Source organism: Methylocystis sp. Sn-Cys (assembly GCF_016745395.1).
Lineage (GTDB): Bacteria > Pseudomonadota > Alphaproteobacteria > Rhizobiales > Beijerinckiaceae > Methylocystis > Methylocystis iwaonis.
This window is the reverse complement of sequence record NZ_JAERVJ010000002.1, coordinates 192,243-215,371: the sequence shown is the minus strand read 5'-3', so window position 1 is coordinate 215,371 and position 23,129 is coordinate 192,243. Positions and strand designations below refer to the sequence as shown.

Genomic DNA, 23,129 nt, shown 5'->3' with positions numbered 1-23,129 from the left:
TCCGACTTCCCCGCGTCTCAAAAGCGCGCTATCTCGGGCGCCATGTCTGAGCGCCCCACCTATATGATCTCCACCGCCATTCCCTATGCGAATGGTGCGCCCCACATCGGCCACGCCTATGAGCGCATCGCCACGGACGCCTTTGCGCGTTTCAAGCGGCTCGACGGCTATGACGTGCTCTTCGTCACGGGCATGGACGAGCACGGCCAGAAGGTGCAGCGCACCGCCGAGAAGGAGGGGGTGACGCCCCAGCAGTTCGTGGACGGCATTGCCGCGCAATTCGCCCGCATGGGAGAAGCGCTGAACGCCCGCGCCGACGACATCGTGCGGACGACGCAGGAGCGCCACAAGGAGGCGGTGCTCGACATCTGGCGGCGCATGGAGGCCAGGGGGGATATTTATCTCTCGAAATATTCCGGCTGGTATTCCGTCCGCGACGAAGCCTATTACGACGAGAGCGAGCTCACCGAGCGCGAAGGCAAGAAATACGCGCCGACCGGCACGCCGGTCGAATGGGTGGAAGAGGAAAGTTGGTTCTTCAAGCTCTCGGCCTATGCCGAGAAGCTGCTGGCTTACTATGAGGCCCACCCCGAGTTCATCACGCCCGAGCATTACAAGAACGAGATCGTCGCCTTCGTGAAGCGGGGGCTCTCGGACCTCTCCGTCTCGCGCACGACCTTCGACTGGGGCATCAAGATTCCGCCGCGCCCGCAGACGACGGCGAACCATGTGATGTATGTGTGGGTCGACGCGCTGACCAATTACATCACGGCGACCGGCTGGCTGACCGGCGGCGAGAAGGCGCGTTACTGGCCCGCCGACGCCCATGTCATCGGCAAGGACATCACGCGCTTCCACGCCATCTATTGGCCGGCCTTTCTGATGTCGGCCGAGGCGCCGCTGCCCAAGCAGATCGTGGTGCACGGCTTTCTGTTCTCGCGCGGCGAGAAGATGTCGAAATCGCTCGGCAATGTCGTCGGCCCGCAGGAGCTGATCGATCGCTATGGCGTCGACCAGCTACGTTATTTCTTCCTGCGCGAAGTGCCCTTCGGCAATGACGGCAATTATTCGCATGAAGCGATCGTCATCCGCATCAACGCCGATCTCGCCAATGATCTCGGCAATCTGGCGCAGCGCTCGCTCTCCATGATCGCCAAGAACTGCGATGGCGCCGTGCCGAAGAAGGGCGCCTTCACCGACGCGGACAGGGACATTCTCGCCCAGGCCGCGGGCGCTCTGGAGAAGGCGCGGGCGGCGATGGACGCCTATCAGCCGCATCATGCGCTCGCCGAGATTTTCCGCGTGGTGGCGGAGGCCAATCGCTATTTTGCCGGCGAGGAGCCCTGGGCCAAGAAGAAGACCGACCCGGCGCGCATGGAGACGATCCTCTATGTGACGGCGGAGACGTTGCGCCGGCTGGTGATCCCGCTGCAGGCCTTTATTCCCGAGGCGGCGGGGAAGTTCCTCGATTCCTTGGGCGTTGGCCCGGACGAGCGCGATTTCGCGCATGCCGGGGAGGGGAACGCCCTGCAGGAAGGCGCCTCGTTGCCGCCGCCGGCGCCGGTGTTTCCGAGGTTTGTGGAGGAGGAACTGTCCTGAATATCCCGTTTTTGCTATATTGATCTGAGAGGATGACGTTCATGGCGCTTTACATCAAAGATAAAGACGTCGATGCGCTCGCGGAGAAGCTACAGGCGGCTGTTGGAGCAAGCACGAAAGCGGAAGCCGTGCGGGCCGCACTTTTGCATGAACTCGAGCGCGTGAACGCACGTCAGTCCTTTGCAGAACGAAACGCCGAGGCTTTTGCTCTCGCGGATAAGATCGGCGCACCCAACCCGGACTTCGACGCCAAGGCGTTTATGGACCGGATGTGGGGCGAGTGATTTTCCTCGACGCCTCGGCTGTCATCGCGATTTTGAACCGCGAGCCGGATTCAGAGCGCCTGATCACGGCGATCGAAGAGGCTCGTGGCCAGCTTAATATTTCGCCGATTTCGACGTTCGAGTCAGTTCTCGGCTTGGCCCGGGCTCGGATCGGAGCACCCGCACGCCGCTCGGCTGCAGAGGATCTCAGACTAGCGACCGCCTCGGTGCGAGAGTTCATCAGGGCGAACGACATCAGAGAGATATCCATATCTCCAGAAATCGGCCAGGGCGCGATCCTCGCAGCCGCGACATATGGAAAGGCCGTCGGCCATCCTGCGGACCTCAATTTCGGCGATTGTTTCGCGTATTCTTGTGCTAAGGCGCTGGGGGCGACCCTCTTGTACAAAGGGGACGACTTCACCAAGACCGATTTGGGCGGCTGATCGATCTGCACTCAAAACGCCGAAGGAACAGCGATCTTGTCCTCCGACCCCGCCCGCTTCATCGGCGACATTCCCCGCCATTACGACCGCGGCCTGGGCCCCGTGATCTTCGAGGCCTATGCCGAGGAGACCGCGCGGCGGGCGGCGATTTGGGGACCGCGAAACGCGCTGGAGATCGCCGCCGGCACGGGCATCGTCACCCGCAAGCTGCGCGACGCGTTGCCAGCGGACGCCCGGCTCACCGCGACCGACCTCAACGCGCCCATGCTCGAGATCGCGCGGGAGAAGTTTAGGCCCGACGAACAAGTAAGTCTCGACGTGGCGGACGCGCTCGTCCTGCCCTTCGCGGACGGAGCCTTCGACGCCGTCATCTGCCAGTTCGGCCTGATGTTCTTCCCCGACAAGGACGCCGCCCATCGTGAAGCGGCGCGCGTGCTGAGGCCCCATGGCCGCTATCTGACAAGCGTCTGGGACGCGCCGCGCTACAACCCGTTCTCGCGCCTCGGCCAGGAAATGGTCGAGCGCTTCTTTCCCGGCGATCCTCCCAAATTCGTGTCGCCTTTCTCGTGCCCGGAGATCGATCCGACCAAGGAGGCGCTCATCGCGGCGGGCTTCACCAATATCGTCATCTCCGTCCTGCCGCGCGTGCATGAGATCGCGGATGTCGAGGCTTTCGCCACGGGCCTGGTATTCGGCCACCCGCTCCTCAACCAGATCCGCGCGCGGGGCGAGGTCGCGCCCGAGGCGATCGCCGCGGCCTTGGCGGAGAGGCTCGGGCAGGAATTCGGCGCGCCGGCGAGAATGCCCATGCAAGCCATTCTATTCGAGGCGTCGCGCTTATGAGATTCCTAGGGGCGCTCGCTTTTTTGATCTTCACGTTTACGGCCGCCCAAGCTGGCGATTGGCGGACATATCGCAACGACCGTTTTGGCGCGGCCGCCGACATTCCGGTCGGTTGGCGCATGGGTGAGGCGCCGGAGAATGACGACGGGCGTGTATTCACCTCTCCCGACGGACGCGCCAGCGTCACGGTGTCTGGCAGCTATGCAGTCCTGCCGCGCTTTCAGGAGGTCGAGATCATGACCAAGCCAGGCGCAGGGGAAACCGTCGACTACAAGCGCCAGGGCAGGGACTGGATCGTCGCTTCTGGCCGCAAGGGCGATCGGATTTTTTACCGAAAGTCGCTGCTCTCCTGCGGCGGGACGGTATGGAACAGCGTCTATCTCGACTATCCGGCCGCCGAGAAGGCTGCTTTCGATCCAATCGTCGCGCATGTCGCAGGCTCGCTGCGTGGCGGGAAGGGCTATGGAACGGGCAACTGCCGCTGAATGGGCCCGGCAGAGTCGGCGCTCGCGGCGGCAGCTCTTTGTGATATTCTTGAGGGATGATTTCGACCCTGAAAAAAATGCTCCCCGCGATCGAGAGCTGGCCGGAGGAAGATCAGCAAGCGCTCGCCGACGCGGCGCGCGAAATTGCGGCGGCGCGGGCGGGCTTCTACGCCCTGACTCCGGATGAGGAGCGCGCCGTTGCGGAAGGATTGGCGCAAGCCGATCGCGGGGACTTCGCGACCGAAGAGGAGATGGCCGCACTCTGGCGACGGTTCAAGCGATGAAAATCCGCGTTACGCGGCGTGCTAGAACCGACATGCTCGAAATTCTGTCCTTTGTGGCGGAAAAGTCCCCGCAGGGAGCGGCGCGTGTCGCTGCCGCAATCGAAGCTGGCTTGTCGTTCCTGTCGGAAAATCCCAGGGGCGGGCTGCGCACGGATCACCCAGAGCTTTACGTAAAGATACTGCCCGACTGCCCCTACAAAATTTTCTATCGGTTTCGGACGGACGCTATTGAGGTCGTGCATATCCGCCATTCCGCACGTGCGCCGTGGCCGGCCTCGTGAAGGCCTCCGCGCCGATGCGGGTTTGTCGAAAACTCGTCCTATCTCTTGGGGAAGAGCCGCACCACAGCGGCGCGAAACAAAGCGGTATGATTATGTTCCTAAGCGCCTCTGGGGCTCCCTCGTCCTCATTGGCCCGGAGGCTGGCCGGATCCGCTCTCGCCGCCACGCCGCCACGCCGCCGTCGACGCCTTTCGACGGCCGGTGGATCATCGACGCGACGACATCGAGCTTCGTTTGCCCCGTCGAGCGGAAGCAATTGGTCGCGATTGTGCATGGCGAGCGTGTCGCGCCGACCTAAAGGTTTTCAGCGTCATCGCCGTCATTCGCGGCACGATGAGCGGCCAGTCGGTAGCAGGCGACTGGTCGGCCAATAATATGCTATGCGCGCGGGGCGCCTGGCGCGCCGCCTATGCAGGAAACTGAACGTCACATGCTCATCGACACCCATTGCCATCTCGATTTTCCAGATTTCGCGCCGGAGCAGGCGGAGGTCGTCGCGCGCGCCAAGGCGCGGGGCGTCGGCCGGATGATCACTATTTCCACGCATCTGTCGCGCTTCGACCGCGTGAAAGCGATCGCCGAGGCCTATCCGGAAGTCTTCTGCACGGTCGGCACCCATCCGCTTCACGCCCACGAAGAAGCCGAGCCGACGGTCGAAGAGATTGTGGCGCTCGCACAGCATCCAAAATGCGTCGGGCTCGGCGAGGCGGGGCTCGACTATTTCCATGATCAAGCGCCGCGCGAGCTCTCGCAACGGGTCTTTCGCACCCATGTTGCCGCCGCGCGCGAGACCGGCCTGCCGCTCGTCATCCATACGCGCGACGCCGACGCCGACTGCGCCGCAATTCTGCGAGAGGAAATGGGGAAGGGGGCTTTCACCGCCCTCCTCCATTGCTTCACCTCGAGCCGCGCGCTGGCGGAAACGGCGGTTGATCTCGGCCTTTACATCTCATTTTCCGGCGTCGTGACCTTCAAGAATTCGGCGGAGCTGCGCGAGACGGTGAAGGTCGTGCCGCTGGAGCGGATGCTGGTCGAGACCGATGCGCCCTTCCTTGCGCCCGTGCCGCATCGGGGCAAGCGCAACGAGCCGGCCTTTGTCGTCGACACGGCGCGGCTGCTCGCGGAAATCAAGGGCGTTTCGGAAGAAGAGCTTGCCCGCGTGACGACGGAAAATGCGCTTCGGCTTTTTTCCAAAATGCCGCCGCTCGAGGCCGCCGCTTGACGCTCACGGTCACGATCCTGGGCTGCTCCTCATCGGGCGGCGTGCCACGCGTCGGGCAGGGCTGGGGCAAATGCAACCCGGACAATCCCAAGAACCGGCGCCGCCGCTGCTCGATCCTGGTCGCCCGCGGCGACGATGCGGCGAAAACCCAGCTCCTCGTCGATACGGGCCCCGATTTGCGCGAGCAGCTCATCGACGCGGAGGTCAGGCGGCTCGACGCGGTGCTCTATACGCATCCGCACGCCGACCACACACACGGGATCGACGACGTGCGCGGCCTCGTCATTCTGAACGGCAGGCGCATTCCGGCCTATATGGACGAGCGCACGTCCCGCGATGTCAGCGAGAAGTTCGGCTATATCTTCACCACGCCGCCCGGAAGCCTGTATCCGCCGCTGATGACGGAGCATCGGCTGCATCCGGGCCGGTCCGTGACAATCGAGGGGCCCGGCGGGCCGATCGAAGCGACGCCATTCCGGCTCGATCACGGCGACATGGACGCGCTGGGCTTCCGCTTCGGCAATCTTGCCTACACGCCCGACCTGAACGCCATCCCGCCGGAGAGCGCGCGCTTCCTCGAAGGCCTCGATCTTTGGATCATCGACGCGCTGCGCTGGCAGCGTCATGGCACCCATCTCTCAGTCGAACAGGCGCTGGCCTATATCGATCGTTTTCGCCCGAAGCGCGCCGTGCTGACCGACCTCCATGTCGATCTCGATTATGATGCGCTGACGGCCGTGCTGCCGGCGAATGTCGAGGCGGCCTATGACGGGCTGCAGATCGAGGTATAGCTCGTTATTTTTCAAGCTTATTCGTCTAATTTTCAAAGAAGGATTTAGCCATGAAAGCCGAACGCCGCGCATTCCTCGTCGGAAGCTCCCACGCCATTTTGTTCGGATCAGCGCTCGCCGCCGCCGCCGCCCAGACCGGCGCCACAGACGATCCGACGGCGACGATGCTGCCGCGCGGCGGGACAAGCCACTTCGCGCAGCTCAACGGCGTCAAGCTGCATTATGTGAGCGTCGGTTCGGGTCCTACCGTGATCCTGCTCCATGGCTGGCCGCAGACGTGGTTCGCCTGGCGCGGAACCATGGAGCGGCTTTCCGCCCGGTTCAATTGCGTCGCGCTCGACCTCAGAGGTCTCGGGCTGTCGGAGAAAACGCCGGCCGGCTACGACAAGCAGACAATCGCCGCCGACGTCGCCGCGTTGATCGACCATGTCGCCGGCGGCCGCGCGCATGTGGTTGGGCATGATATGGGCGGCAAAGCAGCCTTCGTGCTTGCCCATCTGCACCCCGGAAAGGTCGAAAAGCTCGTCCTTGTCGATTGCCTGGTTCCGGGGACGGAAAACATGGACGCTAGGCGGGGCGGAGCCTGGCACTATGGCTTCCATATGGCTCCCGAGATTCCAGAGATGCTGACGCACGGGCGGGAGCGAGAGTATATCGCCGCCCAAATTCGCGCCTGGTCGCACAAGAAGGATGCCGTCTCGGAAGCCGCAATTTCCGAGTTCGCGCGCCATTACGCGTCCGCGGGCGGCATGACGGCCGGGTTTTCCTATTATCGCGCTCTTCGTGACGATGCAGCGCTGGTCGCATCTTTTGAAAATCGGAAGCTGGAGGCGCCGGTCCTTGCGATCACCGGCCGCTATGGCGTCGGCGAAAAGCTCGCGGATGCGCTGCGTCCGCACGCGGCTCAATTGACGGCCGTGATCGCCGAAGATAGCGGGCACTTTGTCGCCGAAGAGGCGCCGGAGTTTTTCCGCGCGCAGCTAGAGCGATTTCTAGCGGCGTGACAGCTCTGAATTTGGGGCGAATTTGCCATGTTTCCAGAAATCGGCGCCCATGGCGCGGCGGCATGTTACTTTCGAGACGCGTTCTTGTCGGCTTTGTCGTTCCAAGACTGGGCCCGCCCGATCGTCGGTTTTGGTTCCATAATATCGATTATGCGAATCGATGCTGCGGTCAGTCCTGAACGCCACGCCCTTCCAGTCCGACTCGCCCTCGAAGAATCAGCCGGTTCGATTTTCGGGCAATTTGCTGCTTGCCCGCGAACCGCCGAGCGCTGCTCCGCGTCCGTAGCGGCGAAGGTTCAGAAACGTGGCGGCTTCCGCGGCCATGGCGCGCGCGAATGAAACCTCTGAAAAAACGGCCTATTGCCCCAGCCCGAGCGCGGCAGTTCTTTGGTTTTTTCGATGGGGCCACGAAAATCTCTGGCCAGAACGGCCTGAAATCTGCTAAAAGCCCTGTTGCGCGGGACTATATGGCATTCAACTGGCAACATCCCATCCTTTCCGAGCGGACGCATTTTGCGCGTCCGAACGGTTCTGCTTGGGCGCACGCGTTTGGCATAAGAGTCTTGCCTTTTTTGGCGGAGACGAGCAGGTAGACATGAGCAAAGGTAGAGATTTCCGGGGACCCCGTAAGCGTGGGTTCGACGACGATGGTCCGTTTGGCTATGACGCGCCGCGGCCCAGTCGCGCTCCGAGGTCGCCCTTCGGCGGCGGCGGATTCCCGGATGCGGCGCCCCCGATGATGAACGAGCCGTCCGTCGACGCCGTCGTGAAATGGTTCAAGTCGGACAAGGGCTTCGGCTTTGTCGAGCTGGCCAATGGCACGGGCGACGCGTTCCTCCACATCGGCGCGGTCCAGGCGGCTGGCTATGAGACGCTTCCGCCCGGCGCGAAGCTGCAGGTCGTGGTGACCAGCTCGGTCAAGGGCCAGCAGGTCTCCCGCATTCTCGACGTCGACCTCGCCGGCGCCGCCGAGCGCGCTCCTCCGCCCCCGCGCAGCGGCGGCGGCGGCTTCGACAGCCCCCGTCCTCCCCGTCGCCAGGCGCCTGATCCGTCGAGCGCCGTGCCGGTCTCCGGCAAGGTCAAGTGGTTCGACGAGACCAAGGGTTTCGGCTTCGTCCAGTCGAACGACGGCGGCAAGGACGTCTTCGTCCATATCTCGATCCTCGGTCCCTCGGGCGTGAACCGCCTGCTCGAAGGCCAGCCGGTGACCATGCAGGTCGTCGACACCGCGAAGGGTCGTGAAGCCCTCTCCATTGCTCTGGACTAACGTCCCGGCAATCTGATCAGACGCCGCGTCGCCCCTCCGGGCGCGCGGCGTTTTCTTTTGCTCCAGAGGATCTCCCCCTGATGTCCGGCGACATTGCGCGTCTTATCGAGATCATGGCGGCGCTCCGCACCCCCGGGACCGGTTGCCCCTGGGACCTCGAGCAGGATTTCCGCTCCATCGCTCCCTATACGATCGAGGAGGCCTATGAGGTCGTCGACGCCATCGAATCGGGCGACCTTGGCGATTTGAAAGATGAATTAGGAGACCTGCTGCTCCAGGTGGTCTTTCATTCCCGCATCGCCCAAGAGCAGGACGCTTTCGCCTTCCCCGACGTCGTCGGCGCCATTTGCGACAAGCTTATCCGCCGCCATCCGCATGTCTTCGAAGCGGGCGAATCGCTGACGCCCGAGGGCGTGACGGCGCAATGGAACGACATCAAGGCGGCGGAGAAGGCGGCGAAAGGCGCCCCTGCTCCCGCGAGCCTGCTCGATGGCGTCCCCCTCGCCCTGCCTGCGCTCACGCGGGCGGTGAAGCTGCAGCAGAAGGCGTCGAAAGTCGGTTTCGATTGGAACGACGCCGCGCATGTCATGGGGAAGATCCGCGAAGAGACCGAGGAAGTCGCCGAGGTATTGCGCCGGCCGGACCTCGACCCCAAATCTCTGGAAGAGGAGATCGGCGATCTTCTTTTCGTCGTCACCAATCTCGCGCGTCACGCCAAGGTCGATCCAGAACAGGCGCTACGGGGCGCCAACGCCAAATTCGAACGTCGATTCCACCATATCGAAAGGCGCCTGTCGGAGATGGGCTCGTCCGCGGAGGCGGCGTCTCTGGATGAAATGGAGGCGCTCTGGAGCGAGGCGAAGCAACTGGAAAAAGGGGCAAAGGCCGGCGCCGCGCCAAAGGCGGCGGATGTGCCTTAATTTGGAGCCTTCAACGGCGCTAAGGTCACGCTGACTACCATGGAGGCCATCTGTACCATGTCCATTGCCTCGAACCCATCACGTTACAGCCCGCCGTCGCAGCTCTTTCATTGGCTCACCGTTTTATGCGTCGCAGGCGCCTGGATTCTCGGCGTTGTCGGCGACGATCTGCCAAAGGGCTCGATCCGCCATATGGGCGAGTTCGTTCATGTGATCCTGGGCGAACTGGTCGTGCTGCTGCTCGTCCTGAGGATCGTCTGGCGCTTCATCGCCCCTGCGCCGCCCCTCGAGCCCACGCGCTTCGGAGCCGCCGGTGAACTGGCGACGAAGCTCGGCCATCTCGCCATCTATGGGTTGCTGCTCGCCGTTCCCGTCGTCGGCGTGGTGACGCTCTTCCATAGCGGCGACGCGCTGCCGCTCCTCGGACTCTCGGAAATTCCCTCTCCCTGGATCAAAAACCGCGAGCTGAAGCACTATTACAAGGAAATCCACGAGTTCCTGGCGCATACGCTGATGATAGTGGCGGCGCTTCACGCCGCAGCGGCCATCGCGCATCACCATGTGCTGAAAGACCGGACATTGAAGCGCATGTTGCCGGCGGTTTTCGAATGACGCCCATTTCCGGTTGAACAGCGCGCATCGGGGATCGTCACCGGCGGGCAAGCCCGAGCGGGAATCCAGAGCCACAAAAAGCGTTGCGGCTTTTGCTCTGGATTCCCGATCGCTCGCTTCGCGAGCGTCGGGAATGACACTAAACCAATGAAGCAGATTATGACTTCAATGGCCGCCGCCAAATTTCAAAACGATAATTCCTAATCCTATCAACACGATGCCCGCGATCTCCACCGAACCCAGGCTCTGGCGATAAATGACCCAGCCGGCCACGGAAACCAGCGCGAGGCCGACGCCCGACCAAACCGCATAGGCCACGCCAAGCGGGATGTCTTCCAGCGTCAACGACAGGAAATAGAAGGCCGTCGCATAGCCGGCGACGACGGCAAGCGACGGCAGCGGATTACGGAAGCCTTGGGCCGCCGGCAACGCCGTGGAGGCCGCGACCTCGGAGAGGATCGCAATCGCAAGGTAAAACCAGTGCATGGCGCTAAGATCTTATGTTCGCAAGGCCGATGAATAGCGCCGTCTTACCTCGTCCAGGCGCTCCGGCGCAACGCGCACTGTGAGGCGGGAGCCGCCGTCCTCCTTCGTCTCGCGGGAGAGGACCTCGACATGGGCATGGAGCCAGGCGAGCCCCTGCCCGTCTTCCGGAGAAATCTCCAGTGCGAGCGTCACGCGGCTCTCGGCGAGCAAGGTCTCGATGCGCGCCAGCAGATCGTCGAGTCCCTCGCCTGTCAGCGCCGAGACCAGCGCCGGGCGGCGGCGCGGGTCGAAACCGCGCGCGGCGAGGCGCATGGCTTCGAGCCGCTCGGGCTCAAGCCCATCGATCTTGTTCCAGACCTCGACGATCCGCCCCTCGGCTTCGCCCTTGAGGCCCAGCTCCTCCAGGATCGTCTCGACATCGCGCGCCTGAGCTTCCGAGTCCTCATGGGAGACATCGCGCACATGCAGGATCACGTCTGCAAGGGTCACTTCCTCCAGCGTGGCGCGAAAGGCGGAGACCAGCATGGTCGGCAGGTCCGAGATAAAGCCGACCGTGTCGGAGAGCAGCACGCGCGCGCCATGCGGCAAACGAATTTGCCGCAGCGTGGGATCGAGGGTCGCAAAGAGCATGTCCTGGGCGAGCACCTCGGCCTTGGTCAGCCGATTAAATAATGTGGACTTTCCAGCGTTGGTGTAGCCGACGAGCGCGACGACGGGGTAAGGCACCTCCCGCCGTGTCTTGCGGTGCAGGCCGCGGGTGCGCTTTACCTTATCGAGGTCCTGCTCGATGCGGCGCATACGCTCTTCGATGAGTCGGCGGTCGGTTTCGATCTGTGTCTCGCCGGGACCGCCAAGGAAGCCGAAGCCGCCGCGCTGACGTTCAAGGTGGGTCCACGACCGCACCAGGCGGGACTTCTGGTAAGCGAGATGCGCGAGCTCGACCTGCAGCGCGCCCTCCTTGGTGCGGGCGCGCTGGCCGAAGATTTCCAGAATGAGACCGGTGCGATCGATGACTTTCGCGCCCCAGGCCTTTTCAAGGTTGCGCTGCTGCACGGGCGAGAGCTGGCAATCCATGCTCACGAGGCCCGCCTCTTGCGCCTTCACTGTCTCGGCAATTTCCTCGACCTTGCCCTTCCCGAGATAGGTCGCCGGCCGAACTTCGTTCAAAGCCACAGGAAGCTCGCCAACAATATCGAGGTCGATCGCCTGCGCTAGACCGACCGCCTCAGCGAGCCGGGCCTGGGGATCACGAGAAAGCGCCGCCGGACCGCGCGAGAGATAGGGCCCGACGACGACCGCGCGCGTACGGTCCTCGCCGAGCGCGCGTTCTTCAACTGATACTTCGCCGATCAATCCGCTTATCTTTGCTTCTCCACGCCCTCGTCTTCCGCCGGTTCGAACATCTGGATCGGATGCCCGGGCATAATCGTCGATATGGCGTGCTTGTAGACTAGTTGCGAGTGGCCATCACGACGCAGCAGCAGGCAGAAATTGTCGAACCAGGTGACAATGCCCTGAAGCTTGACGCCGTTGACGAGGTAGATAGTGAGCGGAACCTTGTTTTTTCGGACGAAATTCAGAAATGTATCCTGTAGATTTTGCGAACGCTCCGACGACATCGGCTGTCCTGTTCTTTATCTTGTTGAGCCGAGCGGTATGACGCCGCCCCCCGCGGTTTATGATTTTTAGTTCGGTCGCCGCGCCGCCATTAGAACCCCTCGAAAGTTTTCGCGCAAGGCGGAAGTCGAATGGAGCCGAAGTTAGCCACCGCTATCGGCCACGCTGGCGCTTGGGCGACTGCTTCAGTAAAGGCTTTCGATGCGTTTGCACAACCAAGGCGTGTAGCATTCGCTTGATCTGGAAGAACTCGAAGCAGCGCTCCCCTTGTCCGCCACCCGACCGCGTTACCGAGGGCCCGAATGACGAGAGGGGCGCTCGGGCCGCGCCGGGGCAATTAAGGGAGTCGCAATTGTGCAGCGCAACCGCCCACAGGAGCGCTGGCTTTACTCAGAGCCCGTCATTGCGAGCGAAGCGAAGCAATCCAGGGCGGCGATGCGGCCCTGGATTGCTTCGTCGGCTCCGCCTCCTCGCAATGACGGCGGTGAGTCCCTGCGAATGCGGGCCGTCGGCCAGCCCGCTTCGGAAGCCGCAGATAACCCTAAAGTAAAGCATGAACATTAAGTCATAATTATCTGAAATAACTACTCAATTGAGAGCGACTTCAACTTCCTGTGGAGAGCCGACCTCTCCATTCCGATGAACTCCGCGGTGCGCGAAATATTGCCGGAGAAGCGGTTCAACTGCGCCACCAGATATTCCCGTTCGAAGACTTCGCGCGCCTCTCGCAGCGGGAGGCTCATCAACTTTTCGCCCCTCACGCCGGCGGGGGTGGCGGGCACCAGCTCCCCGACATCGGCCGGCAGCATGTCCGCGGTGATCACCGCGCCGGGCTCGCCGGCGGTCAGGATCATCAGCCGCTCGACGTTATTCTTGAGTTGCCGGATGTTCCCCGGCCAGTCGTGCAGTTGGAGAACGGCAAGGGCGTCCTCGGCGATTTTGCGCCGCGGCAAGCCCGCTGCGAGCGACAGGCTCTCCATGAAATATTCGATGAGGGCGGGAATATCCTCCCGGCGCTCGGCCAGCGACGGCACGCGGACCGGCACAACCGCAAGTCGATGGAAGAGATCCTCGCGCAGCGTCCCTTCCTCGATCGCTGAGGCGAGATCGCGGGCCGAAGACGAGATCACGCGAACGTCCACCTGGACCTTGGTCGACCCGCCGACGCGCTGGAAGGTCTGGTCGACGAGCACCCGCAGGATCTTGGCCTGCGTGTCCTTGGGCATGTCGGCGATCTCGTCGAGGAAGAGCGTGCCGCCATGGGCCTCCTCCAGCGCGCCGATCTTGCGCTCGCCGTCCGGCCCTTCGCGGCCGAAAAGCTCGATCTCCATGTTCTCCGGCGTGATGGTCGCCGAGCTGATGACCACGAAAGGCCCATCCGCGCGCTGGGACGCCTCATGGATGCAACGGGCGGCGAGTTCCTTGCCGGCGCCCGGCGCGCCCATGATCAGCACGCGAGAATTCACAGGCGCGACCCGCGCGATGAGCTGCTGAAGCTGATGCGCCGGCGGCGACGAGCCGACGATCCGGTCGAAGGCCCCTGCCCTCTGGCGGAGCGCCGAGATCTCGCGCCTGAGCTGGTAGGCCTCCAGCGCGCGCTCGGCGACCAGAACCAGACGATCGGCCTTGAAGGGCTTCTCGATAAAGTCATAGGCGCCGATTTTGATGGCGCTGACGGCCGTCTCGATATTGCCGTGGCCGGAAATCATGACCACCGGCAGGCCCTTGTGCTGCTTCTGGATCTGCTCCAGCACCTGCAGCCCGTCGAGCCGCGAGCCCTGCAGCCAAATATCCAGGAAGACGAGATGCGGCCGGCGCGCGGCGATCGCCGCCAGCGCCTCGTCGGCGTCCTTGGCCGTGCGCGTTCCATGGCCCTCGTCGCTCAGAATGCCAGCGACGAGCTCGCGGATGTCTTCCTCATCATCGACAATCAGAATGTCGCTTGCCATTAGGCCCCGCTCGTTTCAGAGGAATTTGCCGTTTCCGGCTGGTTTGTGTTGTCCTTGTCGGCGTCCGCCAGCGGCAGGACGAGCCGCACGCAGGCCCCGCGCCCAACGGGAGCGTCGAGAAGCTCCAGTCGGCCGCCGTGATCTTCTATGATTTTGGCGACAATGGGCAGACCGAGGCCCGTGCCGTCCGACCGCGTGGTCATGTAAGGCTCGAGCAGCCGTTGCCGGTTGATCGCCGGGAAGCCTTTTCCATTGTCGATGACGTCGATTTCCGCCATGCGCTCGCGCACAGACAGGCGGATTTCGACCCTGCCCTTCTCGGCCGCGTCCTGCGGCGCGCGGGCGGCGATCCCCTCTATGGCGTTCTTCACGATATTCGTCAGCGCCTGCGAGAGGAGCCGCCGGTCGAATTGCGCATAGACAGGCCCCCCTAGCTGGGTTTCGACGATGTCGACGTCAGAGTTTCCGACCCGCATCAGGAAGGCGACCTGCCGGGCGCATTCGCTGATGTCGTCGCGCGCCGGCCGCGCCTTGGGCATGCGGGCGAAGGAGGAGAACTCGTCCACCATGCGCTTGATGTCGTCTACCTGCCGCACAATCGTGTCGATACATTGGTCGAACACGTCGCGGTCCACCTGAATCAGCTTGCCATATTTGCGCTTGAGGCGCTCGGCGGAGAGCTGGATCGGCGTCAGCGGATTTTTGATCTCATGGGCGATGCGGCGCGCCACATCGGCCCAGGCGGAGGTGCGCTGGGCAGAGACGAGGTCGGTGATGTCATCGAGCGTGACGACGAAGCTCGGCGCGCCTTCCTCGGCGCGGCGCGCCGAGGTCACGCGAATGTTGAGGGTCCGCTCGGCCGTCCCGCGCTTCATTGTGACCTGGCTCTGCACCGCGCGCGGGAACAGTTCGAGCGCGTCGGTGAGAAGCGGCGCGATCTCGGGCATGACGTCCGCGATATTGGCGCCGACCGTCGCCTGCCCCTTGGCGTCGTTGAGCGACAATTCCTCGGCCGACCGGTTGAGGACGGTCACGATCCCGTCCGCATCGACGCCCATGACCGCCGCCGGCACGCCAGCCAGCACGGCCTCGGTGAATTCGCGCCGCTCGTCGTTGATCCGGTTCGCCTCGAGCAGCCGGCTCTGCTGAAGGTTCAGCTCGGTCGTCATATTGTTGAAGACGTCGCCGAGGCGCGCCAGCTCGCCATGGGCGCGATCGACCCGCACCTGCACCTGGAGATTGCCGCCCGAAACCTGGTCGGTCGCGGCGATAAGCGTGCGGATCGGGCTCACCAGCCGGTCGGCGAAATCGAGGCCGAACCAGACCGAGGACAGCAGCATGATCATCGTCAACAGGGCGTACATGAGCACGAAGGCGCGCTGCACGGCCACGCGATAGGCGTCGAAAGCGTCGTAATTGCTGATCAGCTTTTCGGCCTGCTTGGGGAAGTCGACGGCAAAGGGGTCGATCGGGCGGGTGACGTAAAGAAAGGTGTTCTCGAAGGCGTGCAGCGCCCTGAGCGCGACGAAGCTCTTGCCGTCGTCGATCATCAGACAGAGCGGCTCGCCCTTGCGCGCATTGTCGAATTCCGACTGCGGAGGCGCGATGACGATCGCCGAGGCGTTCTGGCTCACATCCACCCGGTCGATGACCTGACCGTTGGAGGACACCAGGGCCGCAACGGAGAAGCCGAGAAATTTGGCGCGCGAGTCGAAAATCTGGTGGAAATAATTGCGGTCGGTGATGAAGAGCACGCGCGCCCGGTCGAGGTCGGAGGCGGTCAGCTGCGCCTCCTGAAGCAGCGCCTGGCACTGGCTCGATTGAAAGGCTTCGGCCGCCTGGGCGGTGTTGTGCACAAAGACCTTCACGCCATTCATGAAGGCGGGGTTCAGCGCCCGCTCCAGCGTCAGCGACCCCGCGACGGCGAGGAGCACCGCCGGAATGAGCGCGATGACCGAGAAGAAGCCAACGATGCGGACATGCAGCCGCGCCGCCGCCTCGCCGCGCCGCCAGACGCGATACAGCCGCATCGCCTTGGCGACCACCATGGCCAGAAGGACGCCGACGAAGAACACATTGGCGATGAAAAGCGGGATGAGTCGATTGTCCGTCGGCGAGATAACGCCGAACTCAGCCGTGACGAGGAAGGTGGCGAGCGCACAACTGACGGCGCCGACGACGACCGCCGGCCCGAACCAGGCGCGGCCGCCCGCGCTTTTGCCGCTGTCGGAAAGTGCTTGCTCGCCTGTTTGGATCATTGGGCGGTTATAGGCCGCGGGCGAGACTGTCGCAAATGCGTAAGGCTTTGGGTGGGGATGCGCCGGGGACGTCCGTCACGGGTTGGTCTGCGAGTTCTCACAAACCAGCGCCGCTCTCCGATCGGTGTCGGCCGTGCTTGACTACTGGCTTAGGGTAGTTGGTACGTTGAGGATGCAGCCGGAAGCGGTCGGTTGGCTCCGGAGTAGCGATGTTTAGGAAAGCCGCCGCATGCTTGGTGTTAATCGAGGCGGTCGGCTCAACGTCGGCCAGGACATCAAGGCTGGCATGACAAATACGCGCCATCCACGATCTGCGCCGAAACCGACCGCATGAGCGATGCGCTCTTAAACCCTTACCCTCGAACCGGTAATGAGAGATTTCGATGAGGCTTGAGAGTTTCGAGGAATGGTTCGCCGTTCGTCCGAACCATAGCGACGAAGCCGATCACCTGCCCGCACGCCTGACCTTCGATTTGGATGAGGGAATATATCTCGATACGATTCGGTTTTCGGGGAGCCGCGAGAACCAGGATGGCTTTCGCGTCAGCGGCCAGACCTTGACAGGATGGCTGGACTATCAGCGGCCGGCGACACTCATCCAGCCGTGGGTTCAGAGAACCCGTCGATTAAGCATCGGCATGGATACCCCAGTAATGCGGGAGTCCCGACGGTTCGTCGCTAACGCCCTCCTACGGAATGTCTTCTTAGAGGACATCAGCGCCCCCATCTTCACGGGGCTCGCGGTCGAAAACCCGGCATTTCATGCTTGGGTAAATCCTTGCCTTGTCAACCCAGACTGGTCGCGGCCCGAGGACGCTGGTCTCCCCTCCCTTTCTGTCGATGTTCAGCCGCCGCAGCAGCGCACTTTCACCTTGGCAGATGGAACGCAGGCGAAGGTTACCAGCGCGACCCGCGTTCCCAGCGGCGAGGCCACGACGCTGGAGGAATACACCCTGCTGGAGCTGCAATTTCCCAAGCCGGTCAATTTCGACGCGGTTACTCGTGTAGCGGGGCGGGTTTCCGCTCTGTTCGAATTTCTGATCGGCGCACGGGTGCAGGCGCCTATCTATTATCTCCCTACAACGCATAAGCGACTGTGGAATGGCGAGGAACACGAGGTCGTCGCCGAGTACTGGTATCAACCTATCCCCAGAAAGAAGCGCCGAGACGCTCCACCAGAAGTATTCCGTCGCTTGACGTTCGAGAAACGGTCCCCTGTTCCGTTGGAGGCGCTGCTAAACCACGTCTCGGGAAGCAGTGACGAACTCATCTTCCTCGCCGACCAAATTCAGAGCGCTGAAGATTACGATCTCTCGATTACTCAAGGATACGGTGAGATTCTTGGCTGCCTAGAAGACTTTGACCGTCGCACATTCGGATCGGGAGCGGATGAAAATTTTGAGCAGGATATGAAGCGTCTGAATGCGCTGATCGAAAAACACGGCTCAAGAGCGGACATTACCTTATTCAGACGAATAAGCGGGACAGCATCCAATGGATATTCTCTTCTTAAACGTCTCGAACGCTTGCATAAGATTTGGAACGAAGATGGGTTCAGGGGAAATCCAGACCTTAAGCGTATCCGAGAGTTACGGAATCTCCTTCCCCACGGACGGGGACTGGAAGTGTCCAGCGACGTTTTACAGGAAATGGTTATCCATCTTCACTACCTCGCGGCGTTGGGTCGCTACCATGTTCTGAAGGTGCTCGGCTTCACCGGGGATCAGATCAGAGCCGCCTTCTTGTCGCAAGCGCATCGCTATGGGACGTTTATCCCGGATACGCCACGCCGTCAGCCGTCGGCTTAGCGCCACGCGCCCCGGCGGCGCAGGAAGGGCTTGATCGCCAACAGCCAGATATGGCTGATCGCTTTCGCCGGCCCGCCGATATAGATCATTGGGCCGTTATAGGCCGCAGGCGAGACTGTCGCAGATGCGTAACGCTCTGGGTGCGGGTGCCCTGGGGACGGCCGTCACAGGTTGCTCTGCGTCTTCTGACAAACCAGCGCCGCTCTCCGATCGGCGGCGACAGCGCTTGGCCCAAAGCGGCCATTCGCTGAGGCCGCCAAACGGGCCGAGACGATACCGGAATTTCAAGCCTATCTTTTGCACTTAGTAATCGCTGCAAGGCAGCGGCTCGAAAACAGAGATGATAAGATGATAATTCGTTGCGAAGAGCCTGCTGACGTTCCTGAAATTCGAAAGATTGTCGAAGCTGTTTTTCCCACACTCGCCGAAGCGCGGTTGGTCGAGCAGCTCCGGTCGGATGGCGACGCCGTTATCTCAATGATCGCTGTCGAATCCGGGTTCGTGGTGGGACACGTCATGTTATCGAAAATGGGCGCTCCGTTCCCTGCGCTAGGTCTCGGGCCAGTTGCCGTTGCCCCTGATCGACAGCGTAAAGGGATTGGCGGTTCGTTAGTCCGTTCAGCCTTGAAGGAGGCTGAAAAGGAAGGATGGCTGGGTGTTTTCGTGCTTGGCGATCCAGACCTGTATCAAAAATTTGGCTTTGACCCAGCCCTCGCAAGTGGCTTCACATCTCCCTATGCGGGGCCGCACCTCATGGCTCTGTCGTTCAATGGGACTTTGCCCGTTGCGACTGGGATAATCGATTACGCACCAGCCTTTGCGGCGCTTGGTTAAACAAATTTCTGTTTGTGGCGCAAAGCAACCGAGCCCCCGTTTCTAAAGTTTGTGCGCCACGCCGTCGGCCGTCTCGACCCTGATGTCGGCGTAGCGGCACGCGCCCCGGCGGCGCTGGAAAGGCGTGATCGCCAACAGCCAGATATGGCTGATCGCCTTCGCCGACCCGCCGATATGGGCGGCGTAGTCGGAAGCGACGTCCCGCTCCCTTTCGCGCCACGATCCGAGGCCATTCTCGCCGGAGTCGACGATCATGTGCGTCTCGACCGCATTCCAGCCAGGAAGCGGGCAGCGGAAGACCTTGCCGGTCGGCAGCGCGGCGCTCCAGATATAGGTGAGGTCCTGCCCATCCTCGAATTTCACGCCAATGGAGAGATAGTCGTGAACGGGAGCCTGATCCTCCGGGACGGCGGACGGCAGTTGGTCGATCTTCCAGCGCCAGCCGAGCTTTGGACGCGATGCGAGAGGAAGCGACAGCGGCCGCTCGATAATCGACGCGCCTCCCGCGCTCTCACAGACGATCTCGCCGTTCGCGTCCCGAAAGAAGCTCTCCTCACCGCCGCCGAGCAAGAAGAGGTTGGACCAGCCGTCCGGCAGCCTGCGGTTACGCCGCAGGCGCGCCAGCTCCGCCGCCAAGAGGCCGCCGACGTCGCCATGGGCCGCAAGGCTCGCAAGACCCGCGGCGGCCTCTCCGCGCCACAGCAGCGCGACGCCGGTGATTGTCACGTCGTCCTTGGCGTAGACGTCTTCGGGAATGGTCAGGCGGCCGTCCTCGTCGGCGGCCAGCGAAGCCAGGCGGGCCACCTCGATGGGACCGTCGTGCAATACCGTCATGGCGCCCGTGTCGGCGCCGGGGCTGTAGATCGGCCGTTTGCCGCGCGTGCGAGCGTGGAACCCGAGACCGGGACGAAACCAGAGGTCGTGTTGTCGAGACAGCCACCAACGACCGGTGATAAGAAAGGTGATCTGCTGGCCTTTGACAGCCTCGAGACCAAGATCGATCCAAGGCAGATCGGGGCCATTGATTTGGAAGAGCCGATAGCCCGCAAGCTCGGGCGACTGCGCCCGGGCGATAAGGTCTTCGACACCCTTTTTGAAATCCGCTGGCGCCAGGCCGCTCTGCTCAGCGGCGCAGATTGCGTTCGAGGCGGCCGTGAAGGGCAAGGCCACGCCGAGCGCCGCGGCGCGCCGCAAAATATCGCGTCGCGAAAAAGCGCCGGTCGCATTCGCGGCATAGGAAAGATTGAGACAATAAAGGCACATACGCTTCCTCCTTGATCACGCGCAAGCGCTCTGTGGTCAGGCGTTCGTGATCGGGAAGCGGGATGTTATGCTCGCGCCGGAAATCTGCATGCCTTGGCGTGCCGAAATCGAGCTTTTTACGGCGCGAGAGGGCAATCGATGCGACGGACCGGATATACGCGCGCGAGCACGCTCGGGCCGATCGCGGGCGTCGTCATGGAGAACGGCGGCTCGATCGAGCGCGTCTTTCAGCGCGCGGAGCTTCCCATCCGTTTGTTGGAGTCGCCCGACACCCTTCTGCCGCTGCGCGACCATTTTCGGCTGCTTGCGACCGCGTCGCGCGAGCTGCGCGACGAGGCTTTCGCGGCGCGCCTTGGTCGCCAAACCTCGATCGCGGGCCTTGGGGTCTACGGCAAATGGGTCACACAGGCGCCCACCTTATTCGAAGCGATCCACCGCTCGGGAACAAGTCTGCCGCACATGATGCAGAGTGCGACGCGCCTAGCCGTCCGACGATATGGCGACGAGGTCCACTGGTCCTATGAGTTGGCCGACCCCGCCACGGATGGGAGGCCTCAGAACGAGATGCTCGCGCTCTGGTACATGATTGTCATGATCCGCCATTTCGCCGGCGCGGATTGGTTACCAAGCCGCATCATGGTCGGCGGCCTGCCCGTCACCGCGCGACCTTCCATTGATGCGCAGATGGGCGTCGATACACTGATCCGTGACCTGCCCGGCACGATCGTCTTCGATCAACGGCTGCTCATGGCGGTCAACCCGCATCTCAGCGCGGATCGAGGCCTCGACGCCGACGAACTCGCGCGCATTTTCGACATACCGGCTCCGGACGACTTGCCAGGCAATATCGGCGCCCTGATCGATCTGGAGCTTCTCGACGGTCGTCCTGACCTTTCGCGCATTGTTCGTCGGATGGGCCTATCGAAACGAACGCTGCAGCGTCGGCTCGCGGAACTGGGGCTGAGTTTCTCCGATCTTCTGAAAAACACACGGCAGCGACGGGCGATAAGCTTTCTTTGCCAACCAGACCTGTCAATCACCGAGATTGCGATGATGCTCGGCTATCGTGACCCCGCGCATTTCAGTCGCGCCTTCGAAAGTTGGAGCGGCGTAGCGCCCGGCCGATGGCGGAAATTGGCGAAATCTGGCGGATAAAGGCAGGCAAACAAGGTGAAACTTAAAACTAAGCGACTCATCGCGCCCTGTGGGTAGAAGCGCGTCTTCTCCGAAAGCAGGCTCGCTCTTTCCGTTTGGACAGCTCGCGTGGGGCCTTGTCATTCCCGGCGGGCTGAAAGCCCGACCGGGAATCCAGAGCCGCAAGAGCGCTGGTCCGGCTCTGGATTCCCGATCGCTCGCTGCGCGAGCGTCGGGAATGACAGCTCCCCAATCAAGCGGATTTCGTATCGTCCTTGGAAAATTTCTTCACCTCGGCGACCGCATCAGCCGAATGTCGAGATCATTGACCTTCTTCCGCAGCGTATTCCGGTTCAACCCCAGAAGCTCCGCCGCCTTGATCTGATTGCCGCGCGTCGCCGCCAGCGCCGCGGAGATCAGCGGGATTTCGATCTCGCGGATGACGCGGTGATAAAGCCCGGGCGGCGGCAGGCCGTCGCCATAATCGCGGAAGAGCTTGGCAAGGTGCTGCTCGACGGAGGTCGAGAGCGTCTGGCCGTTCTCCAGCTCCTTCGTCGGCGCGGCGCCGGGCGACGACTGCTTATCCACTGTCGCCTGCCGCAACTCGTGGTCCAACTCCGCTTCGACGAGCGGGTCGGAGATCACTTCCTGCGGATGCAGCGCGGCGAGGCGGCGGATGAGATTTTCCAGCTCGCGAATATTGCCCGGCCAGCGGTATCTCTTCATCCGGTCGAGCGCCGCCTGCTCGATATATTTCTGCGGCAGACCTTCGCTCGCCGCCACTTTGAAGAAGTGGTGGACGAGATCAGGAATATCCTCGGTGCGCTCGCGCAGCGGCGGCAGGCGCAGCGGCACGACGTTGAGACGGAAATATAGGTCCTCGCGGAAGAGACCCTGCTGGATCAGACCGCGCAAATCCTTGTTGGTCGCGGCGATGATGCGGACATTCGTCTTGATCGGCGTGCGGCCGCCGACTGTCGTATATTCGCCCTGCTGCAGCACGCGCAGCAGACGCGTCTGCGCCTCCATCGGCATGTCGCCGATTTCATCGAGGAAGAGCGTGCCGCCCTCGGCCTGCTCGAAACGGCCGGCCGAGCGCTGGTTCGCGCCAGTGAAGGCGCCCTTCTCATGGCCGAACAGCTCGCTCTCGATCAAGTCGCGCGGAATCGCCGCCATATTCACCGCGACGAAGGGGCCCTTCTTGCGCTTGCCGTAATCATGCAGCGCGCGCGCGACCAGCTCCTTGCCCGTGCCGGACTCGCCGTTGATCATGACCGTCAGATCGGTCTGCATCAGCCGCGCGAGCGAGCGATAGATCTCCTGCATCGCCGGAGAGCGCCCGACGAGCGGCATGCCCTCCATTTCTTCCGGCGCGGCCTCCTCGCCGCCCTTGCGCGGCTCGGCCATGGCGCGGCCGACGATGCCGACAAGCTCCTTCAGATCGAAGGGCTTCGGCAGATAATCATAGGCGCCCCGCTCAGACGCGCGGATCGCCGTCATGAAAGTGTTTTGGGCGCTCATCACGATGATGGGCAATTCCGGCCGCAGCTTCTTGATGCGCGGCAGAAGCTCGAAAGCATTTTCGTCCGGCATCACCACGTCGGTGACAACGAGATCGCCCTCGCCCGATTGCACCCAACGCCATAAGGTCGCCGCCGTGCCGGTGGTGCGCACCTCGTAACCGGCGCGCGAGAGCGCCTGGGCGACGACAGTGCGGATCGCGGCGTCGTCGTCGGCGACAAGAATTTCGCCTCTCGTCATCA

At 62.7% G+C, this 23,129-nt stretch carries 24 protein-coding genes; 17 read left to right on the top strand and 7 right to left on the bottom strand.

Annotation, left to right across the window (positions count from 1 at the left end; all coding sequences use genetic code 11):
* The first annotated feature begins 42 nt into the window (after positions 1–42).
* From metG to JJT62_RS05740, 14 genes are all read left to right on the top strand, one after another.
* Complete coding sequence (gene metG / locus JJT62_RS05805) at positions 43–1,599, top strand: methionine--tRNA ligase (RefSeq protein ID WP_202071763.1); 1,557 nt, start codon at positions 43–45, stop codon at positions 1,597–1,599.
* A 41-nt stretch (positions 1,600–1,640) separates the two neighbouring features.
* A complete protein-coding gene (locus JJT62_RS05800) occupies positions 1,641–1,883 on the top strand; it encodes a type II toxin-antitoxin system VapB family antitoxin (RefSeq protein ID WP_202071762.1) in 243 nt (80 codons plus the stop codon).
* Complete coding sequence (locus JJT62_RS05795) at positions 1,880–2,308, top strand: type II toxin-antitoxin system VapC family toxin (protein WP_370568487.1); 429 nt, start codon at positions 1,880–1,882, stop codon at positions 2,306–2,308. The genes JJT62_RS05800 and JJT62_RS05795 overlap by 4 nt, the downstream gene beginning before the upstream one ends.
* A gap of 36 nt (positions 2,309–2,344) precedes the next feature.
* Positions 2,345–3,151, top strand: coding sequence for a class I SAM-dependent methyltransferase (locus JJT62_RS05790; protein WP_202071761.1), 807 nt, complete (start codon positions 2,345–2,347; stop codon positions 3,149–3,151).
* On the top strand, positions 3,148–3,636 hold the full coding sequence (locus tag JJT62_RS05785) for a hypothetical protein (RefSeq protein WP_202071760.1): 489 nt from the start codon (positions 3,148–3,150) through the stop codon (positions 3,634–3,636). The genes JJT62_RS05790 and JJT62_RS05785 overlap by 4 nt, the downstream gene beginning before the upstream one ends.
* A 56-nt stretch (positions 3,637–3,692) precedes the next feature.
* Positions 3,693–3,920, top strand: coding sequence for a hypothetical protein (locus tag JJT62_RS05780; protein ID WP_202071759.1), 228 nt, complete (start codon positions 3,693–3,695; stop codon positions 3,918–3,920).
* Positions 3,917–4,201 (top strand): type II toxin-antitoxin system RelE/ParE family toxin, encoded by a 285-nt coding sequence (locus JJT62_RS05775; RefSeq protein WP_255537169.1) that lies wholly within the window; start codon positions 3,917–3,919, stop codon positions 4,199–4,201. Before JJT62_RS05780 ends, JJT62_RS05775 begins: the two co-directional genes overlap by 4 nt.
* A 430-nt stretch (positions 4,202–4,631) precedes the next feature.
* On the top strand, positions 4,632–5,423 hold the full coding sequence (locus JJT62_RS05770) for a TatD family hydrolase (RefSeq protein ID WP_202072025.1): 792 nt from the start codon (positions 4,632–4,634) through the stop codon (positions 5,421–5,423).
* Positions 5,420–6,214: an MBL fold metallo-hydrolase gene (locus JJT62_RS05765; protein WP_202071757.1), complete on the top strand. Its 795-nt coding sequence runs from the start codon at positions 5,420–5,422 to the stop codon at positions 6,212–6,214. The genes JJT62_RS05770 and JJT62_RS05765 overlap by 4 nt, the downstream gene beginning before the upstream one ends.
* 50 nt (positions 6,215–6,264) lie before the next feature.
* The gene (locus tag JJT62_RS05760; protein WP_202071756.1) at positions 6,265–7,218 is read left to right on the top strand and encodes an alpha/beta fold hydrolase; all 954 of its coding nucleotides are present in this window, start codon (positions 6,265–6,267) and stop codon (positions 7,216–7,218) included.
* A 27-nt stretch (positions 7,219–7,245) separates the two neighbouring features.
* Positions 7,246–7,557, top strand: coding sequence for a hypothetical protein (locus JJT62_RS05755; RefSeq protein ID WP_202071755.1), 312 nt, complete (start codon positions 7,246–7,248; stop codon positions 7,555–7,557).
* Positions 7,558–7,813: 256 nt separating this feature from the next.
* The gene (locus JJT62_RS05750; protein WP_202071754.1) at positions 7,814–8,485 is read left to right on the top strand and encodes a cold-shock protein; all 672 of its coding nucleotides are present in this window, start codon (positions 7,814–7,816) and stop codon (positions 8,483–8,485) included.
* Between the two features lie 80 nt (positions 8,486–8,565).
* A complete protein-coding gene (gene mazG, locus JJT62_RS05745) occupies positions 8,566–9,405 on the top strand; it encodes a nucleoside triphosphate pyrophosphohydrolase (RefSeq protein ID WP_202071753.1) in 840 nt (279 codons plus the stop codon).
* Positions 9,406–9,462: 57 nt separating this feature from the next.
* Positions 9,463–10,017, top strand: a complete 555-nt coding sequence (locus tag JJT62_RS05740) for a cytochrome b (protein ID WP_246744737.1) — start codon at positions 9,463–9,465, stop codon at positions 10,015–10,017.
* 165 nt (positions 10,018–10,182) lie between these two features.
* Here the strand turns inward: JJT62_RS05740 and JJT62_RS05735 are convergent, their stop codons facing one another.
* The 5 genes from JJT62_RS05735 to JJT62_RS05715 form a co-directional block, all read right to left on the bottom strand.
* The gene (locus JJT62_RS05735) at positions 10,183–10,503 is read right to left on the bottom strand and encodes a multidrug efflux SMR transporter (protein ID WP_202071751.1); all 321 of its coding nucleotides are present in this window, start codon (positions 10,501–10,503) and stop codon (positions 10,183–10,185) included.
* A gap of 12 nt (positions 10,504–10,515) precedes the next feature.
* Complete coding sequence (gene hflX / locus JJT62_RS05730; protein WP_202071750.1) at positions 10,516–11,856, bottom strand: GTPase HflX; 1,341 nt, start codon at positions 11,854–11,856, stop codon at positions 10,516–10,518.
* A 5-nt stretch (positions 11,857–11,861) separates the two neighbouring features.
* Complete coding sequence (gene hfq, locus JJT62_RS05725; protein ID WP_202071749.1) at positions 11,862–12,122, bottom strand: RNA chaperone Hfq; 261 nt, start codon at positions 12,120–12,122, stop codon at positions 11,862–11,864.
* 582 nt (positions 12,123–12,704) lie between these two features.
* Entirely contained in the window at positions 12,705–14,069 is a 1,365-nt protein-coding gene (locus JJT62_RS05720; RefSeq protein WP_202071748.1) for a sigma-54 dependent transcriptional regulator, read from the bottom strand.
* On the bottom strand, positions 14,069–16,327 hold the full coding sequence (locus JJT62_RS05715; protein ID WP_202071747.1) for a PAS domain-containing sensor histidine kinase: 2,259 nt from the start codon (positions 16,325–16,327) through the stop codon (positions 14,069–14,071). The genes JJT62_RS05720 and JJT62_RS05715 overlap by 1 nt, the downstream gene beginning before the upstream one ends.
* A 383-nt stretch (positions 16,328–16,710) precedes the next feature.
* Between JJT62_RS05715 and JJT62_RS05710 the strand changes: the two genes are divergently transcribed.
* Complete coding sequence (locus JJT62_RS05710) at positions 16,711–18,135, top strand: hypothetical protein (protein WP_202071746.1); 1,425 nt, start codon at positions 16,711–16,713, stop codon at positions 18,133–18,135.
* Between the two features lie 348 nt (positions 18,136–18,483).
* Positions 18,484–18,969 (top strand): GNAT family N-acetyltransferase, encoded by a 486-nt coding sequence (locus JJT62_RS05705; protein ID WP_202071745.1) that lies wholly within the window; start codon positions 18,484–18,486, stop codon positions 18,967–18,969.
* 42 nt (positions 18,970–19,011) lie between these two features.
* On the opposite strand, the gene JJT62_RS05700 is transcribed toward JJT62_RS05705, so the two are convergent.
* A complete protein-coding gene (locus tag JJT62_RS05700) occupies positions 19,012–20,232 on the bottom strand; it encodes a DUF3047 domain-containing protein (RefSeq protein WP_202071744.1) in 1,221 nt (406 codons plus the stop codon).
* Positions 20,233–20,370: 138 nt separating this feature from the next.
* Here JJT62_RS05700 and JJT62_RS05695 point away from each other — a divergent pair, with 138 nt between their 5' ends.
* Positions 20,371–21,387 (top strand): AraC family transcriptional regulator, encoded by a 1,017-nt coding sequence (locus JJT62_RS05695; RefSeq protein WP_202071743.1) that lies wholly within the window; start codon positions 20,371–20,373, stop codon positions 21,385–21,387.
* 267 nt (positions 21,388–21,654) lie between these two features.
* On the opposite strand, the gene ntrC is transcribed toward JJT62_RS05695, so the two are convergent.
* Positions 21,655–23,127, bottom strand: a complete 1,473-nt coding sequence (ntrC, locus tag JJT62_RS05690; RefSeq protein ID WP_202071742.1) for a nitrogen regulation protein NR(I) — start codon at positions 23,125–23,127, stop codon at positions 21,655–21,657.
* Positions 23,128–23,129: the final 2 nt, after the last annotated feature.